This window comes from Citricoccus sp. NPDC055426, assembly GCF_040677445.1.
Lineage (GTDB): Bacteria > Actinomycetota > Actinomycetes > Actinomycetales > Micrococcaceae > Citricoccus.
In genome coordinates this window covers 1-16,289 of record NZ_JBFARZ010000005.1, presented here as the reverse complement: position 1 = coordinate 16,289, position 16,289 = coordinate 1, and the positions used below count along the sequence as shown (strand labels likewise).

The window sequence follows — 16,289 nt, the reverse complement described above, 5'->3', positions numbered from 1 at the left end:
CCACCCGAACCGTCCATTCCGTGTATACACTGGGGCCATGCGAGCCAGTGATCGTGCCTACCGGACACTGCGGCAGGACATCATCGAGGGACACCTGCCGCCGGGGTCCGTGCTGGGCGAGGTCGAGCAGTCCGAACGCCTCGGGCTGTCCCGGACCCCCCTGCGTGAGGCGATCGGCCGGCTGGTCGCCGAAGGCCTCGCCGCCCCGTCCACCGGGCGCGGCACCGTGGTCACCGAGGTGTCCCTCGCCGAGGCCGACGCCCTGTTCGACCTGCGCACGGTGCTGGAGGTGCTGGCCGCCCGCAGGGCCGCCGAACACGCCGACCCCGGGGTCTTCTCGGACCTGGCCGCCCGGTTCGACGCGGCGGTGGGGCCGCTGCGCGGCGGCGAGGACCCCGCCGGGTACTACCGGCTGACCACCGAACTGGATGCCGCCGTGGACGCCGCCTGCGCGAATGCCTATCTGGCCCAGCACCTGAAGTCGGTCCGGGTCCACCTGGACCGGCTCCGCCGCTTCTCCCGCAACGACCCGGCGCGGCTCTCCACCTCGGCCACGGAGCACAGCGCCATCGCCCGGGCCCTGGCCCAGCGCAACCCGGAACTGGCCGCGGCCACCACCACGCTGCACCTGCACCACGCCCTGGACCACCTGCAGTCACACCAGACGGCCGAGCCGATGACCCACCAGACCACCGACCAGAACACACCCCCGTTGGAGAGGACCCCATGATCAACCACGACGTCCGCGTCTACCGTTCCGAGGAAAACCTGCCCCGCCAGGACCAGCTGGCCTGGAAGATGGCGGAGGTGGCCACCGACCCCGTGGCCGTCGAGCCGGCCGTCGAGGAGATGGTCATCAACCGGATCATCGACAACGCCTCGGTGGCCCTGGCCTCCCTGAACCGGGGCCCCATCGTCTCCGCCCGCGCCCAGGCCCTCACCCACGGCCCCACCCCGGGCGGCCAGGGGGCCGGCGTGTTCGGCGTCGCCGAGAAGGTCTCCCCCGAGTGGGCGGCCTGGGCCAACGGCGTGGCCGTGCGCGAGCTGGACTACCACGACACGTTCCTGGCGGCGGAGTACTCGCACCCCGGTGACAACATCCCGGCGATCCTGGCCGTGGCCCAGCACCGCGGCTCCACCGGTGCGGACCTGATCCGCGGCATCGCCACCGGCTACGAGCTGCAGGTCGACCTGGTCAAGGCGATCTCGCTGCACGCCCACAAGATCGACCATGTGGCCCACCTGGGCCCCTCGGCGGCGGCCGGCATCGGCACCCTGCTGGGCCTGGACACCGAGACGATCTTCCAGGCCATCGGCCAGGGGCTGCACACGACGACGGCCACCCGCCAGTCCCGGAAGGGCGAGATCTCCACGTGGAAGGCCCACGCCCCCGCCTTCGCCGCCAAGATGGCGGTCGAGGCCGCTGACCGCGCGATGCGCGGCCAGACCTCCCCCGTGCCGATCTACGAGGGCGAGGACGGGGTCATCGCCTGGCTGCTGGACGGACCGGACGCCCGCTACTCGGTGCCGCTGCCGGAGAGGGGCGAGGCCAAGCGCGCCATCCTGGACACCTACACCAAGGAACACTCGGCGGAGTACCAGGCGCAGGCCCTGATCGATCTGGCCCGCAAGCTGCACCGCGAGCACCCCGAGCTGCGGGACGTGGACAGCATCGAGTCGATCGTCATCCACACCTCCCACCACACCCACTACGTGATCGGCTCCGGCGCCAACGACCCGCAGAAGTACGATCCGACGGCCTCCCGGGAGACCCTGGACCACTCGATCCCCTACATCTTCACGGTGGCCCTGCAGGACGGCGCGTGGCACCACGTGGACTCCTACACCCCGGAGCGCGCCGGCCGGCCGGACACGGTGAAGCTGTGGCAGAAGGTCACCACCCAGGAGGACGCGGAGTGGACGCGCCGCTACCACTCGCTCGACATCGCGGAGAAGGCCTTCGGCGGCCGCGTGGTGATCAACACCCGCAGTGGCGGACAGATCGTGGACGAGATCGCCGTGGCGGACGCCCACCCGCTGGGTGCCCGCCCGTTCGGCAGGGATCAGTACATCCACAAGTTCTGCACGCTGGCCGAGGGCGTGGTCTCCGGCGAGGAGATGGAGCGATTCCTGGATGCCGCCCGCCGCACCGCATCCCTGGGCCCCGGCGAACTGGATCAGCTGAACCTCATCGCCAAGCCCGGCGTCATCAACCTGACCGAGTCCCCGGCGGGACTGTTCTGATGCTGTACTCGACGCTGACCGCAGCTCAGAAGCGGGTCCGGCTGCGGGAGCTCCTGCAGCCGGGGGCCGCCGTCCAGTTCCCGGGGGCCTACACCCCGATCTCCGCGAGGCTCGTGGCGGAGCAGGGCTTCCCCGGCCTGTACATCTCCGGCGCGGTGCTGGCCAACGAGCTGGCCCTGCCGGACATCGGGCTCACCACGCTGACCGAGGTGGCGCAGCGCGCCGGGCAGATCGCGCGCGTCACGGACCTGCCGGCCATCGTGGACGCCGACACCGGCTTCGGTGAGCCCATGAACGTGGCCCGTTCCATCCAGGAGCTCGAGAACGCCGGATTGGCCGGCTGCCACCTCGAGGACCAGGTCAATCCCAAGCGGTGCGGCCACCTGGACAACAAGTCCGTGGTGGACCTGGCCACGGCCACCCAGCGGGTGGCGGCGGCCGCGAGCGCCCGCCGGGATGAGAACTTCCTGATCATGGCGCGCACCGATATCCGCGGGGTGGAGGGTGCCGGTGGCCTGCAGGCCGCCGTGGACCGGGCCAAGGCGCTGGTGGACGCCGGGGCGGACGCCATCTTCCCGGAGGCCATGAAGGACCTGTCCGAGTTCGAGGCGGTCTGCGGCGCCGTGGACGTGCCCGTGCTGGCGAACATGACCGAGTTCGGCAAGTCCGAGCTGTTCACCCGGGAGCAGCTGGCCTCAGCCGGTGTGGCCCTGGTGATCTACCCGGTCACCCTGTTGCGCTCGGCCCTGGGCGCCATGGAGCGCACCCTGTCCACGATCCGTGCCGAGGGTACCCAGCAGGGTGCCGTCAGTGAGATGCTGACCAGGGCACGCCTCTACGAGCTCGTGGACTACGAGGGCTACAACGGCTTCGACTCCTCCGTGTTCAACTTCTCGGTGCCCGGACTGGGCACGAACTGAAAGGACACCCCATGACTGACACTGAGATCAAGAAGGGACTCGCCGGAGTGGTGGCGGACTACACCGCCATCTCCAAGGTCAATCCCGAGTCCAACTCCCTGCTCTACCGCGGCTACCCCGTCCAGGAGCTGGCGGCGTCCCTGCCGTTCGAGGCGGTCGCCCACCTGCTGTGGCACGGTGAGCTGCCCACGGACGCCCAGCTGGCCGAGTTCACCGCCCACGAGCGCGCCCACCGCTCGCTGAGCCCGGATGTGAAGACCGCGCTGGACCTGCTGCCCGTCACCTGCCACCCGATGGACTCGGTGCGCACGGCCGTGTCCATCCTGGGAGCCCAGCACCCGAAATCGGAGGACTCCTCGCCCGAGGCGGAGATGGAGAAGGCGACGACCCTGTTCGCCCAGCTGCCCGCCGTCGTCGCCTATGAGCAACGCCGGCGCACCGCCGGGGGACCCACCGAGCCGGTGGCCCCGCGCGAGGATCTGGACTACTCCCAGAACTTCCTGTGGATGACCTTCGGCGAGGAGGCGGATCCGGCCGTGGTGGACGCGTTCCGCGTCTCGATGGTGCTCTACGCCGAGCACTCCTTCAACGCCTCCACCTTCACCGCCCGCGTGGTGACCTCCACCCTCTCCGACCTGCACTCGGCCGTGACCGCGGCGATCGGGGCGCTCAAGGGCTCCCTGCACGGCGGCGCCAATGAGGCCGTCATGCACACCTTCGACGAGATCGGCATCCGGCCGGAGGAGTCACAGGATCAGGCCAAGGACCGGTCCAAGGCCTGGATGGAGGACGCCCTGGCCCAGAAGAAGAAGGTCATGGGCTTCGGGCACCGCGTCTACAAGCACGGCGACTCCCGCGTGCCGACCATGAAGAAGGCGCTCGACGCGATGATCGAGCACTTCGGCCGCCACGAGATGCTGGGGCTCTACAACGGCCTGGAGCAGGCCATGGACGAGGCCAAGCAGATCAAGCCGAACCTCGACTACCCGGCCGGTCCGACCTATCACCTGATGGGCTTCGACACCGAGCTGTTCACCCCGCTGTTCATCGCCGCCCGGGTGACCGGCTGGACCGCGCACATCATGGAACAGCGCGCCTCCAACTCGCTGATCCGCCCCCTCTCCGCGTACAACGGACCGGACGAGCGGCACGTGCCCGGCGCCTGAGCACAGAACCGGGGCACAGAGCCGGAGCGCTTCCGCCGACCGCAGGAACACTTTGAGGGCGATCCCACCGGTGGGATCGCCCTCAAAGTCGGCTCAGGGGCCGGCTCAGGGTGGGCCGGCTCAGGGGGCGGTGACCTCCATCGAGGTCGCCACCAGCCGCAGCTCCTGGTACTGGCCCGTCTCCACGACGGCGCGCAGGGCGTCCTCACCCTCCTCACCGGTGAGCTCCTCGGCGTCCGCCTGGGTGATGTGGCCCTGCAGGGTGGCGGCGGTGCCCTGTTCCGTGCCCTCGGCCGGCGGCAGGACATAGGTCCAGGCATCCCAGAACTCCTCGGTGGACTCGGGGTCGGTCCCTTCGGGCACGGTCGTCACCTGGACGGCCAGCCGGTAGTCCTCGCCCTCGAAGAAGCCCTGCTCCCCGCCTTGGCCGTTGTCCTCGAGGATCGCGGCGCGGTAGTGCACGTCGCCGTCGTTGGAGGGATCCACCGGGATGTCCTCGAGTTCCTCGGTCTCCAGGACCTCCACGACGTCCGGCTTCACGCCGTCACCGTCCATGGGGCCCTGGCCCGTGTCCGCGGTGAACAACGCCTTCTCGTCATGGTTCTGGAAGACCCAGCGCTCGTTCTCCACCCCGTACTCATCGGAGGTGTCCGGCCCGGCCAGTTCCTCGGTGACGGTCCAGCTGGCCGGCAGGGTCCACTGGAAGTGGTCCCCCTCGGTGCTGTGGGTCTGGGTGGGGCCGTCCATGTCCGTGCCACCGGCCTGCCCGGATTCCTCGGATTCATTCGATTCCTCCGTTTCCGGCTCGGAGGTCGCCGTGGGGGTGGCGGTCTCGGACGGCGCCGACGCCTCCGACGCGGTGGCCGATTCCGTCACGGTGGCGGATCCGTCCACGGTGGCCGAGTCAGTGGCCGAGGCCTCCGGAGACCCCGCGCAGGCCGAGAGGGCCAGGGCCCCGGCCAGTCCCAGTCCGAGGGCCGCCGGCAACTTCTGCCGGCGGCGGCGGTGACCGGCCTGGCCACGGGGTGAGGTGCTCGCCTCGTGATGGTCCGGGTGCATCGTGCTATCGCGCATGACTGGTTCCTCCTCTGTGGGGGCATTCGATGGCCACTGCCCAGTGGACCAAGTCAGGCAACCTTTCGACACCCGTGCACCGCGCCCGCGCTCGAATCGTGATGGCTTCGTGGCCCCCCTCCCAGCCGCCGTTCAGGCCTGAACGCCAGCTCGGCGGCTCACCGGCTCATCCGGCTCAAGGGGTCTCGACCTGCATGGACGTGGCCAGGTCCCGCAACTGGGCATACTCCTCGGTATCCAGGAAGGCCCGCAACGCCTCCTCGCCCTCGAGGCCCGTGACCTCCTCGGCTGAGGCCTGGGTGACACTGCCGTACAGAAAGGCGGCCGCCCCCTCGGTGTGGCCCTCGGCCGGTGGCTGGTCATAGAACCATGAGGACCAGAAGGAGTCGTCCGTCGCCTCGGGGTCGAGGTCCTCGTCGATGTTGACCACCTGCACGGTCAGCAGGAACTCCCCACCCTTGAAGGACTCGGGATCCGGGTTGTCCTCCGCGGCCCGGTACAGGGCCGCCCGGTACCAGACGGGCCCGGATCCCACGGCCTGCTCCGATGCGTTGACGGGGATGTCCGGCAGCTCCTCCGCCTGAAGTACCTCCACCACCTCCGGCTTGGGACCGTCGTTGTCCGTGGGGCCGACTCCCGTGGTGGCCCGGTATTCCATCCCGAGTTCGGGGTGCTGGAAGAGCACCACCTCGTAGGGCTCCCCCACATAGTCCAGGGAGTCCTCGCTGTACTCCTCCTGGCTGGCCGTCCAGGTCTCCGGGAGCGTCCAGCTGAACGTCCCTGACTCGGTGGTGTAGGTCTCCGTGCCCCCGGCCGGCGTCTCCTCGTCCGAGCCGCCGCTGCCGGACGGCGCCGCGGAGGCGGTCTCCGTGACGGTGGCACTGGCCGTGGGGCTCGGCGTCTGGGTGACGGTCTCCACCGGCGCCGAGGTCCCCGCCGTCTCCGAGGGGTCGGCCCCGGTGCCCGAGCCGCAGCCGGTCAGCACCAGTCCGACGCCCAGTCCCAGGGTCGCGACCGCCTGCCGTCGTCGGCGGGCCGGGAGGTCGGCACGAGGTGTGATGTTGGCATCGGTGCTGCTCCTGGTCATGGTCAAGGCGCTCCCCTCGCCGCGGCCCCGCAGCCCCTCAGGGCCCGGGCGTCACGGCCTTCGTCCGCTGGTCTGCCGTTCGGGTAGCCTCCATCAGACCACCCGGGGTGCGCCATGTCACGACCGTCCGCCCCGATGTTGTGGGATCGTCATGGCCCGCGGGTGGGCGGCGGCGTACACCTCACGCAGGGTGTCCGCCGTGACGAGGGTGTAGACCTGCGTGGTGGTGACGGAGGCGTGGCCCAGCAGCTCCTGCACCACCCGGACGTCCGCCCCGCCCTCCAGCAGGTGGGTGGCGAAGGAGTGGCGCAGCGTGTGCGGAGAGACCTCCACGTCCAGCTTCGCCCGGTCGGCGGCGCCCTTCAGGATGGTCCAGGCGGACTGGCGGGACAGCCGCCCGCCGCGCTGGTTGAGGAACAGCGCCGCCCCACCGGACCCCGAGCGCCCGGACAGCGCCGGCCGGCCGCGGACCAGCCAGGCCTCGAGGGCGGCGGCCGCGTAGGAGCCCAGCGGCACCACCCGCTCCTTGGACCCCTTGCCGAACAGGCGCACGACGGCGGGGCCCGCCTCCCCCGGTCCGGTCTCCCCCGCGCCGCCCGGCTCACCGGTGGGCCCACCGGCGGGCGACCGCACCGCCCCGATGACATCGTCCACGTCCAGGCCGACCGCCTCCGAGATCCTGGCCCCGGTGGCATAGAGGAACTCGAGCAGGGCCCGGTCCCGCAGTCCGGCGGGCGTGTCCGTGGGGGCGGCCTCCAACAGGGCGGTGACCTGGTCCACGCGGATGGCCTTGGGCAGCTCCTGCGCGGGCCGCGGCGGGGTGACGTCCTGGGCCGGGTCCGTCGGCGTGAGCTGTTCCAGCGTCCAGAACCGGTGCATCCCGCGCACGGCCACGATGGTCCGGGCCGCGGAGCGCGGTGCCAGCGGGTGGCCCCCGTCCGCCCCGGTGCCCAGGGCCTGCAGGAAGCCGGTCACATGGTGGCGGGTGACCTGCCGCGGCTCACCCACCCCCTGGGAGTGCAGCCAGCCCAGGTAGCGGTGCACGTCCCGGCGGTACGCCGCCAGCGTGTTCACGGACATGCCTCGCTCCACGGCGAGGTGGTCCAGGTAGGCCTCGGCCGGACGCTCCAGGGCCCGGGCGGCTCCTGGCCCGGTCTCCGGCCCCGAGCCTGCCTCGGCGCCCGGCACGGCACTCACGCCGGGCCCGGGCTGCCGTGCCAGGGCGCGTCCGCCGGTCGCAGGGCCGTGTTCGGCCGGGCCCGGTGCGCGCTCAGGGCCAGCAGCCCCACCACCAGGGAGGGGTTGTGCAGCCGGCCGTCCAGCACGGCCTGCACGGCCTGCCCCAGGGGGACCCAGGCCAGGGGCATGCCGGCCTCCTCACCGGTGCGTTCGTGGCGTTCGGCCGCCGGGACCTCGGAGAGCCCGGTGGCCAGGTACACGCGGATCCCCTCGGAGGAGGAGCCGGGGGTGGTGTAGAAGTCCGCCAGCACCTCCCACCGCTCGGCCCGCAGGTCCGCCTCCTCGGCCAGTTCCCGCCGCGCGGCGTCCACCCACGGTTCGCCGGGGACGTCCAGCAGGCCGGCGGGGATCTCCCAGAGCTCCTCCCCCACCGGGTGGCGGTACTGCCGGATCATCCGGACCCGGTCCTCGCCGTCCAGGGCCACCACGGCCACGGCGCCCGGGTGCCGGATGAACTCCCGCACCAGCACCTCGGGATCGTCCGGCGCCATCCGGAAGGACTCGCGCGTGACGTCCCAGACGGCCCCGGAGAACGCCGTCTCGCTGCGCACCGCGGGACGGGCGCCGGGCACGTCGGCGACCGGGCCGCCGTCGTGCCCGGTGTAGGGGGCCGGCCCCGTGGCGGGCGGCTCAGGAGGGTGCGTCACGGGGTGGCTACGCCGGTTCTCCGGCGGGCCAGGGCGGCGGCCACCAGTGCGGTGAACAGGGGGTGCGGGGCCGTGGGGCGGGACGAGAACTCCGGGTGGGCCTGGGTGGAGACGTAGTACGGGTGCGCCTGCCGCGGAAGCTCCACGAACTCCACCAGGGCGCCGTCCGGGGAGGTGCCGGAGATGACCAGGCCCGCGTCCTGAAGCCGGGAGCGGTACTCGTTGTTGACCTCATAGCGGTGGCGGTGGCGCTCGGCGACCTCGGTGCTGCCGTAGGCCTCGGCCACCACGGATCCCGGCACCAGGGTGGCCGGGTAGGAACCCAGGCGCATGGTGCCGCCGAGGTCCCCGCCCCCGCTGACGATCTGCTCCTGCTCCGCCATGGTCGCGATCACCGGGTGAGCCGTGTCCGGCTCGAACTCCGTGGAGGAGGCGTCCGTCAGACCCAGCACGTTGCGCGCGTATTCCATGACCATCGTCTGCAACCCCAGGCACAGGCCCAGGGTGGGGATGCCGTGCTCGCGGGCATGGCGCAGGGCGCCGATCTTGCCGTCCAGGCCCCGGATCCCGAAGCCGCCCGGCACGCAGACCGCGTCCACCCCGTCCAGGGCACGGCGGGCCCCCGCCACGGTCTCGCACTCGTCCGAGGCCACCCAGCGCAGGGACACCCGGGCGTCGTTGCCGAAGCCGCCCGCCCGCAGGGCCTCCGTCACGGAGAGGTAGGAGTCCGGCAGGTCGATGTACTTGCCCACCAGGGCGACCTCGACCTCGTGGGCCGGGTGGTGGACCACCTGGATCAGGCGGTCCCAGGTGGAGAAGTCCACGTCCTTGAACTTCAGGTCCAGCGCCTGCACCACGTAGGCGTCGAGGCCCTGGGCGTGGATCACCTTCGGGATGTCGTAGATCGAGGGGGCGTCGGCGCAGTTGATGACGGCGTCCGTGTCCACGTCACACATCCGGGCGATCTTGTCCCGGACGTCCTGGGGCACCTCGCGGTCCGAGCGGAGGACGATCCCGTCCGGCTGGATGCCGATGGACCGCAGTGCGGCCACCGAGTGCTGGGTGGGCTTGGTCTTCAGCTCGTGGGAGGGGCCGATGTAGGGCACGAGGGAGACGTGGACGAAGAAGACGTTGTCCCGGCCGATGTCCTGGCGCACCTGGCGGGCGGCCTCCAGGAACGGCTGCGACTCGATGTCGCCGACCGTGCCGCCGATCTCGGTGATGATGACGTCCGGCGCCGTGCGGCCGGTGGCGCGCCCCTGAGCCTGGTCCTGGCTGCCGCCCCACGTGGCGGGCAGGCGCATGCGCCGCTTGATCTCGTCCGTGATGTGCGGGATGACCTGGACCGTGTCCCCCAGGTAGTCGCCGCGGCGTTCCTTCTCGATGACGGTCGAGTAGACCTGACCGGTGGTGACGTTGTTCAGGCCGTCGAGGTTCTCGTCCAGGAAACGCTCGTAGTGGCCCAGGTCCAGGTCGGTCTCGGCACCGTCCTCGGTGACGAAGACCTCGCCGTGCTGGAAGGGGTTCATGGTGCCGGGGTCCACGTTGAGATACGGGTCCAGCTTCTGCATGGTCACGGAGAGTCCGCGGGCCCGGAGCAGGTGGCCCAGGGACGATGCCGTCAGGCCCTTCCCCAGGGATGAGGCCACTCCACCGGTCACGAAGATCTGGCGGGTCGCGTTGGGAGATTTCTGGAATCGAGAGGTTCTTTGCACCACGGAGTTCGATCGTAGCACCCGGTTCAGGCGTGCGAAGCCTCGAGCAGCTCCCGGGCATGGTCCCGGGCGGCGTCCGAGCCCGAGCGGCCGGCGAGCATCCTGGCCAGCTCTCCGACCCGGTCCTCGCCGTCCAGGGCCGCCACATCCGAGGTGGTGAACCCGGCCTCGCGGTCCGAGTCCTTGGTGACCTTCACGTGCCGGTCGGCGAAGGCCGCCACCTGGGGCAGGTGGGTCACCACGATGACCTGCACGTGCTGGGCCAACCGGGCGAGCCGGCGTCCGATCTGGACGGCGGCCTCGCCGCCCACCCCGGCGTCGACCTCGTCGAACACGAAGGTGGGGACCGGATCGGTGGCGGCCAGCACCACCTCCAGCGCCAGCATCACGCGGGAGAGCTCGCCGCCGGAGGCGCCCTTGCCCAGCGGGCGGGGTTCCGCGCCGGCGTGGGGCTGCAGCAGCAGCTGGATCTCGTCCGCACCGTGGGGCCCGGGCTCCCCGCCGGTGGTGACGGTGGCGTGGAAGGTGGCGTCCGGCATGGACAGGGCATGCAGCTCATCGCTGACCAGGCCGGAGAGCTCCCGCGCCGCCGCGGTGCGCAGCCCGGTCAGCTCGGTGGCTCCGGCCGTCACCTGCTGTTCGAGCCGGGCGACCTCACCGGTCAGCTCCTCGATCCGCCCGGAGTCGCCCTGCAGCTCCTCCAGCCGGGGCCGGTGCTCCTCGGCCCAGCCGATCACGTCCGACAGCTCGGGCCCGTAGAGCCGCATCAGTCGGGTGAGCTCGGCCAGCCGGGACTGGGCGGTGTCCAGGTCTGAGGCCGCGTCGTCGTCCAGCCGCGCCGCGTATCCGGCCAGGTCCCCGGCGATGTCCGCCAGCAGGATCCCCGCCTCGGCCAGCCTCCGGGCCATCCCGGTCAGGTCCTCGTCCTGGCCCGGTGCTCCCAGCAGCGACTGCCGGGCGGCCTCGATGAGCGCCTCGGCGGACGGGATCTCGACCGCGTCGGCGGCGTCTGCCCCGGCCAGGTGCGCGTGGGCGCCCAGTGAGGCGGCCCGGAGCTCCTCGACGTTCTCGAGCCGTTCGATCATCGCCCGGACGGCCAGGTCCTCTCCCTCCTCGACGGCGGCGAGGTCGATCTCCTCGAGCGATCGCTGCAGGTTCTCCGCCTCACGGGCCCGGTCCTGCTCATGCGTGGTGATCTCGGCCAGCTCGGCGGCCGTCTGCCTCCATGCCTCGTAGTCGCGGCGGTAGGCCGCCAGGGCCTCGGTCACGGCGGAGCCGGCGAAGGCGTCCAGGGCGTGGCGCTGGGCGGCCGGGGACTTCAGGCGCAGCTGGTCGGTCTGGCCGTGGACGGCCACGAGGTGTTCACCCAACTCACTGAGCAGGGCCACCGGGACGCCCCGGCCCCCGGCGGAGGCCCGCGAGCGGCCGGAGGACCCGGCGGCCCCCACGGAGCGGGTGACGACGAGCGCCAGCTCGGCCGGATCGCCTGGCGCCGCGGCGTCGTCCGGATCCGTGTCGGCGTCCAGGACGGCCCCGGCCTCGGTGGCCAGGCCGACGGCGGCGTGGCCGGGTGCGAGACGGAACCCGGCTTCCACGGTGGCCCGGGAGGCCCCGTGGCGGACCGCCCCGGCATCCGCGCGGGCCCCCAGCAGCAGGTTCAGCGCCGTCACGACCATGGTCTTGCCCGCGCCGGTCTCACCGGTCACCACCGTGAAGCCCGGATCCAGTTCGACGGTGGCGTCGCCGATGACGCCCAGCCCGTTGATGGACAGGTACTCGATCATTCCTGCGGCTCATTCCCTCGGGGGATCACGGGCATCGCCGCGGTGGCGGGCGGGACCACGCCGGGTCTCGGCGCCAGGTGGTGCGGTTCCACCACGGAGACACCCCGGGAGGAGGAGGGGTCCGCCGCAGGACGTCGAGAGACCGCCCGGGACTCCCGCGCCTCGGTCTCGGCCCGGTCCTGGGCGGTGATGGGGCCGCGCCAGCCCTTGGTGGGCAGGTTGAACTTGCGCACCAGCCGATCGGAGAACGGCGTGCGGGACAACCGCGCGATGCGCACCGGCTGCGACGACCGGGTGACCTCGATCCGGGAGCCGAGGGGCAGGTCCACGGTCCGCCGGCCGTCGCACCACAGCACCCCCGGCTCGTTGGTCCGTGGCAGCACCTCCACCGTGAGCACGGAGTCCGGGGAGACCACCAGCGGCTTCGCGAAGAGCGCGTGGGCGCTGATGGGCACCATCAGCATCGCCTGGACCTCCGGCCACACCACGGGGCCGCCGGCGGAGAAGGCGTAGGCCGTGGACCCGGTGGGGGTCGCCATGACCACCCCGTCACAGCCGTAGGTGGAGATCGGGCTGCCGTCCACGGCGGTGACCACCTCGAGCATCCGCTCCCGGTTGGACTTCTCCACGCTGGCCTCGTTCAGGGCCCAGGTGCGGGCCACGAGGTCCTCCCCCTGGAACACCCGGACGTCGATCGCCATCCGTTCCTCGACGCTGTAGTCCTGCGCCACCACGGCCTCGACGGTGCGGCTCAGGTCGGTCCGCTCGGATTCGGCCAGGAAGCCGACGTGCCCCAGGTTGACGGCCAGCAACGGCAGTTCGGAGTCCCGCACCAGTTCCGCGGCGCGCAGCACGGATCCGTCACCGCCGAGCACCACCCCGAGGCTGATCTCGGCCAGCTGGCAGTCCACGCCCAGGGTGGCCGGGGCTGATTGCAGCGGGGGTACCAGGCCCAGCCGGACGGCCTCCCGGATGGACTCCACGTCACTGTCCAGCAGCACCGGTACCAAGCCGGACTCCTGCAACGCGGTGCAGGTGTGGACGGCTGCCCGGATGGCGTCCTCGCGTCCGGTGTGGGCGAGGACCAGGATTTTACGGGGCATGGCCTCAAGGATACCCACCGTGGGCGCTGCCGCGTCGGCGGCCTGCCCCGGCGGTGGACAGCGCTCCGGTTCAGGCCCAGTCGACGGGGTGCTCGTCCAGCCACGCGGTGCCGGACTGGGTGGCGGGGGCGGGGTCCGTCCTGCGCTGGAGCCAGAGGAAGAACTCCACGTTGCCGTCCTGGCCCGGCAACGGGGAGCGGGCGATCCCGCGGGGACGCAACCCCGCGGCCACGGCCGCCTCCAGCACCCCGGCGACCGCCCGGCGTCGCGCTGCGGGGTCCACCACGACACCGGTCTTGGGCAGGGCCTGGCGGCCGACCTCGAACTGCGGCTTGACCATCAGCACCAGGTCGGCGCCGGGGCGGCAGACTCCGGCCAGCGGGCCGAGCACCAGACGCAGGGAGATGAAGGAGAGGTCGGAGACCACGAGATCCACCACGCCACCGATGTGTCCGGGGGTCAGGTCCCGGACGTTGCAGCCCTCGTGGACGTCCACCCGGTCCTGTGTGCGGAGTCCGTCCACGAGTTGGTCATGTCCCACGTCCACCGCCACCACCCGCTGGGCGCCGGCTCGGAGCAGGACATCCGTGAACCCTCCGGTGGAGGCGCCGGCGTCCAGGCAGCGCCTCCCCCGGGGAACGACGTCGGCGAACACCTCGAGCGCGCCGGCCAGCTTGTGTCCGGCGCGGGACACGTACCGGGGGCCGACGACCCGCAGGGCCAGCCGGTCCGAGGGGGCGCACCGGAAGGAGGCCCTGGTCACGGTGGAGCCGTTGACGGTCACCTCGCCGGCCGCGATGAGTCCCGCGGCCTCGCTGCGGGACCGTGCCAGCCCTCGCTGGGCCAGCGCCACATCGAGGCGGCTGCCGGTTCCGGGCCCGGGGCCGCTGCTCACGACAGCCCCGGCAGTCGTGGCTGGTCCTCCAGCAGTTGGGCCAGCGAGTCCAAGGCGGCCCGGTACGCCTCGAACTCCTCGTCGGGACTTCCGTCCTCGGCGTCCCGCAGGTCGCTGAGGATCGCGTCGGCGGCCGGGTCACCGGTGTCCATCGGCTCCGGCACCCCGGTCATCGCGGTTCTCCCAACAGCTCCGGCAGGCCACTGATGATCCAGGTGGGCCGCTCGGCCGCGGTGGCGGCGCCGGCGGTGGCCTCCGTGTCCACGCCGGTCAGCACGAGCGCCGTGTCATAACCGGCCCGGTTGCCCCCGAGGATGTCCGTGTCCAGCCGGTCCCCCACCACGAGCGGATGCCGGGCGCCGACCGCCTCGGCCGCACGCTGGAACAGCAGGGGTTCCGGCTTGCCGGCCGCGCGGGGACGGATCCCGGTGGCGTGCGAGACCGCCTCGATGAGGGCCCCGTTTCCAGGGGCGATCCCCTCGGCCCGGGGAATCGTCAGGTCGGCGTTGGTGGCGATCCAGTGGGCCCCCTTCCGGACGGCATAGGAGGCCTGGGCCAGATCCGCCCAGGAGACGGCCGGATCGAAGCCCTGGATCACGGCGTCCGGTCCATCTGCTGCGCTCGAGACCACCCGGTGGCCGGCTCGCTCCACCTCGCCGCGCAGGAAGTCCGATCCGACCACCAGCACGGTGGCCGGCGCTCCGGGATCTGTTCCGGGCCCCGTTGAGTCCGCCAAGACCTCGCCCAGCAGGGAGACGCCCGCGGCTGCCGAGCCGAAGACCTGCTCGGCCGAGGCGTCGAGTCCGAACTCCCGGAGGTGCGCGGCCACCGCCTGCGGGGAGCGGGAGGCGTTGTTGGTCACATAGGCCACCGCGATGCCGCGCTCGGCCAGCTCGCGCAGCGTGCGCACGGCACCGTCGATGGCCGCGTCACCGGCATAGACCACGCCGTCCAGATCGCACAGGACGGCGTCATGGCCGCCGAAGAAGACCGGGCTCGCCATGGTTCAGTGGTCCCGGGCGTCCCGCTCGTCGGCCAGGGGCGATTCTGTTGCGGGGGCGTCCACCTGCTCCAGAGAGTCCGCCGTGTCCATGGACTCCAGGTCCTGCTGGTCCAGGGTGGCCCCAGGAACCCGGTCCTGACCCGGCGTGGACTGCGGCGGCACGAGGTCTCGGGCCCGAGGGCGCCGTTCCTCCGGCTCGTCGTCGAGGCCGAAGTCCACGATCTCGGGTTCCTCGAAGTCCCCGGTGCCCAGGGCACGTTCGGCCACCGACGCCTGCCGCTGCCAGGCCTTCGCCTCCCGTTCGCGACCAGCCTCTGAGAGCGCATCCGCGTAGGCGCGGAACAGTCGTGGACTGAAGGAGAAGCCACGGTTCCGGTCCAATTCCGGGATCTGCAGCACAGACAGGGCGGCGTCCAGATCACCGAGGTCACGGTGGATGCCGGAGAGGACCATCACGAGCTCCACGCGGGTGGCCTTGTCCAGACCGGATTGATCCACCTCTGCGGCCAGTTCCAAGGCCTTGTCATGACGGCCCAGGGCCCGCTCGCTGTCCACCATCTCCGGCAGGTGGGTGTTGTCCCCCGTGATGCGCCGGTAGGTCCGGAACTCGCGCAAGGCCTCGGCGTACTCCCCGGCGCCGTAGGCGGTCAGTCCCACCGCCTCCCGGACACAGCCCAGCCGCCCTCCCCGGCGGCTCGCGGCCAGGGCGTGTTCGAAGGCCAGTTGAGGATCGAGGTCCAGCAGGCGGCCGGCCATCACCAGGTGGCGGGCGACCCAGGGACGATTGCGTTCGTCCAGGGTATCCAGCTCCCGGCTCGTGGCCCGGTCCAGCTCCTTGCCGGTGACATCGTCATCGATCTCCGGGGACTTGCCCCGATCCGGGCGGTTGGCGCTGCGCAGATCACTGGGGTTGTGCACCGCCGGGCGATCATCCCGCCGGGGGCCACCGTTGTGGCGGACGCCGCGGCGGTCCTGCCCCTGGTAGCCCGAGCCCGACCCGGAGGAACGGGACCCTGAACGGCCCGATCCCTGGCGTTCGTCACGCCGCTGCCGGCCGCCCGACGGGGGACGGCCACCGCCCTGGCGACGCGGCCGATCCGATGGGCCGGACTGCTCCTGGTTCTCGGGCATCCAGAAATCCTCTCTCACGTTGAGACAACAACGCCTGGGGCCACTCGGCCCCGTGCGTGAGCCACACCAGCGTAGCCGACGTGGTTGGAACGACCTGGTTGAAACGACCTGGCTGGACAGGGCGTGGCAACAAGGTGTTATGTTAAACGAGAAGGGCCCCGCACTTCAGTGCGGGGCCCTTCCCTCAATGGTTGTCCGGCGGCGTCCTACTCTCCCACATCCTCCCGGATGCAGTACCATCGGCGCAGTGGGCCTTAGCTTCCGGGTTCGGAATGGGACCG

General features: G+C 71.7%; 15 protein-coding genes and 1 rRNA gene. 4 read left to right on the top strand and 12 right to left on the bottom strand.

Annotated features, from left to right (window positions below; genetic code table 11):
• Nucleotides 1-37 precede the first annotated feature (37 nt).
• The 4 genes from AB0K08_RS09135 to AB0K08_RS09120 are packed head-to-tail and all read left to right on the top strand — an operon-like array spanning nt 38 to nt 4,330.
• Nucleotides 38-730: a GntR family transcriptional regulator gene (locus tag AB0K08_RS09135; protein ID WP_363353610.1), complete on the top strand. Its 693-nt coding sequence runs from the start codon at nt 38-40 to the stop codon at nt 728-730.
• Entirely contained in the window at nt 727-2,244 is a 1,518-nt protein-coding gene (locus AB0K08_RS09130; RefSeq protein WP_363353608.1) for an MmgE/PrpD family protein, read from the top strand. The genes AB0K08_RS09135 and AB0K08_RS09130 overlap by 4 nt, the downstream gene beginning before the upstream one ends.
• On the top strand, nt 2,244-3,164 hold the full coding sequence (gene prpB / locus AB0K08_RS09125) for a methylisocitrate lyase (RefSeq protein WP_363353606.1): 921 nt from the start codon (nt 2,244-2,246) through the stop codon (nt 3,162-3,164). The genes AB0K08_RS09130 and prpB overlap by 1 nt, the downstream gene beginning before the upstream one ends.
• Before the next feature lie 11 nt (nt 3,165-3,175).
• The gene (locus tag AB0K08_RS09120; protein WP_363353604.1) at nt 3,176-4,330 is read left to right on the top strand and encodes a bifunctional 2-methylcitrate synthase/citrate synthase; all 1,155 of its coding nucleotides are present in this window, start codon (nt 3,176-3,178) and stop codon (nt 4,328-4,330) included.
• A 120-nt stretch (nt 4,331-4,450) separates the two neighbouring features.
• Here AB0K08_RS09120 and AB0K08_RS09115 read toward each other — a convergent pair whose 3' ends face one another.
• From AB0K08_RS09115 to rrf, 12 genes are all read right to left on the bottom strand, one after another.
• On the bottom strand, nt 4,451-5,404 hold the full coding sequence (locus AB0K08_RS09115) for a hypothetical protein (protein WP_363353602.1): 954 nt from the start codon (nt 5,402-5,404) through the stop codon (nt 4,451-4,453).
• Between the two features lie 175 nt (nt 5,405-5,579).
• Nucleotides 5,580-6,491, bottom strand: coding sequence for a hypothetical protein (locus AB0K08_RS09110; RefSeq protein ID WP_363353600.1), 912 nt, complete (start codon nt 6,489-6,491; stop codon nt 5,580-5,582).
• A 117-nt stretch (nt 6,492-6,608) separates the two neighbouring features.
• On the bottom strand, nt 6,609-7,622 hold the full coding sequence (gene xerD, locus AB0K08_RS09105) for a site-specific tyrosine recombinase XerD (RefSeq protein ID WP_363353965.1): 1,014 nt from the start codon (nt 7,620-7,622) through the stop codon (nt 6,609-6,611).
• A 62-nt stretch (nt 7,623-7,684) separates the two neighbouring features.
• The gene (locus AB0K08_RS09100) at nt 7,685-8,377 is read right to left on the bottom strand and encodes an NUDIX hydrolase (RefSeq protein ID WP_363353598.1); all 693 of its coding nucleotides are present in this window, start codon (nt 8,375-8,377) and stop codon (nt 7,685-7,687) included.
• Nucleotides 8,374-10,113, bottom strand: a complete 1,740-nt coding sequence (locus tag AB0K08_RS09095) for a CTP synthase (RefSeq protein ID WP_363353596.1) — start codon at nt 10,111-10,113, stop codon at nt 8,374-8,376. The genes AB0K08_RS09100 and AB0K08_RS09095 overlap by 4 nt, the downstream gene beginning before the upstream one ends.
• Nucleotides 10,114-10,118: 5 nt before the next feature.
• Nucleotides 10,119-11,876: a DNA repair protein RecN gene (recN, locus tag AB0K08_RS09090; protein WP_363353594.1), complete on the bottom strand. Its 1,758-nt coding sequence runs from the start codon at nt 11,874-11,876 to the stop codon at nt 10,119-10,121.
• Nucleotides 11,873-12,979 carry an NAD kinase gene (locus tag AB0K08_RS09085; RefSeq protein ID WP_363353592.1) on the bottom strand — a complete coding sequence of 369 codons (1,107 nt, stop codon included), beginning with the start codon at nt 12,977-12,979 and terminating at the stop codon, nt 11,873-11,875. The genes recN and AB0K08_RS09085 overlap by 4 nt, the downstream gene beginning before the upstream one ends.
• A 70-nt stretch (nt 12,980-13,049) precedes the next feature.
• Entirely contained in the window at nt 13,050-13,874 is an 825-nt protein-coding gene (locus AB0K08_RS09080) for a TlyA family RNA methyltransferase (protein ID WP_363353590.1), read from the bottom strand.
• Nucleotides 13,871-14,047 (bottom strand): hypothetical protein, encoded by a 177-nt coding sequence (locus tag AB0K08_RS09075; RefSeq protein WP_363353588.1) that lies wholly within the window; start codon nt 14,045-14,047, stop codon nt 13,871-13,873. Before AB0K08_RS09075 ends, AB0K08_RS09080 begins: the two co-directional genes overlap by 4 nt.
• Entirely contained in the window at nt 14,044-14,877 is an 834-nt protein-coding gene (locus AB0K08_RS09070) for an HAD-IIA family hydrolase (protein WP_363353586.1), read from the bottom strand. Before AB0K08_RS09070 ends, AB0K08_RS09075 begins: the two co-directional genes overlap by 4 nt.
• 3 nt (nt 14,878-14,880) lie before the next feature.
• The gene (locus AB0K08_RS09065) at nt 14,881-16,008 is read right to left on the bottom strand and encodes a hypothetical protein (protein WP_363353583.1); all 1,128 of its coding nucleotides are present in this window, start codon (nt 16,006-16,008) and stop codon (nt 14,881-14,883) included.
• A 193-nt stretch (nt 16,009-16,201) separates the two neighbouring features.
• Nucleotides 16,202-16,289 (bottom strand): 5S ribosomal RNA (gene rrf / locus AB0K08_RS09060); the annotation flags it as partial.

Excerpts from the sequence above, each read along its gene's own strand:
- AB0K08_RS09110 (WP_363353600.1), bottom strand. The coding sequence starts at position 6,491 with ATGACCAGGAGCAGCACCGATGCCAACATCACACCTCGTGCCGACCTC.
- AB0K08_RS09070 (WP_363353586.1), bottom strand. The coding sequence starts at position 14,877 with ATGGCGAGCCCGGTCTTCTTCGGCGGCCATGACGCCGTCCTGTGCGAT.
- AB0K08_RS09115 (WP_363353602.1), bottom strand. The coding sequence starts at position 5,404 with ATGCGCGATAGCACGATGCACCCGGACCATCACGAGGCGAGCACCTCA.
- AB0K08_RS09130 (WP_363353608.1), top strand. The coding sequence starts at position 727 with ATGATCAACCACGACGTCCGCGTCTACCGTTCCGAGGAAAACCTGCCC.
- AB0K08_RS09085 (WP_363353592.1), bottom strand. The coding sequence starts at position 12,979 with ATGCCCCGTAAAATCCTGGTCCTCGCCCACACCGGACGCGAGGACGCC.
- AB0K08_RS09075 (WP_363353588.1), bottom strand. The coding sequence starts at position 14,047 with ATGACCGGGGTGCCGGAGCCGATGGACACCGGTGACCCGGCCGCCGAC.
- AB0K08_RS09120 (WP_363353604.1), top strand. The coding sequence starts at position 3,176 with ATGACTGACACTGAGATCAAGAAGGGACTCGCCGGAGTGGTGGCGGAC.
- recN (WP_363353594.1), bottom strand. The coding sequence starts at position 11,876 with ATGATCGAGTACCTGTCCATCAACGGGCTGGGCGTCATCGGCGACGCC.
- AB0K08_RS09135 (WP_363353610.1), top strand. The coding sequence starts at position 38 with ATGCGAGCCAGTGATCGTGCCTACCGGACACTGCGGCAGGACATCATC.
- AB0K08_RS09065 (WP_363353583.1), bottom strand. The coding sequence starts at position 16,008 with ATGCCCGAGAACCAGGAGCAGTCCGGCCCATCGGATCGGCCGCGTCGC.
- prpB (WP_363353606.1), top strand. The coding sequence starts at position 2,244 with ATGCTGTACTCGACGCTGACCGCAGCTCAGAAGCGGGTCCGGCTGCGG.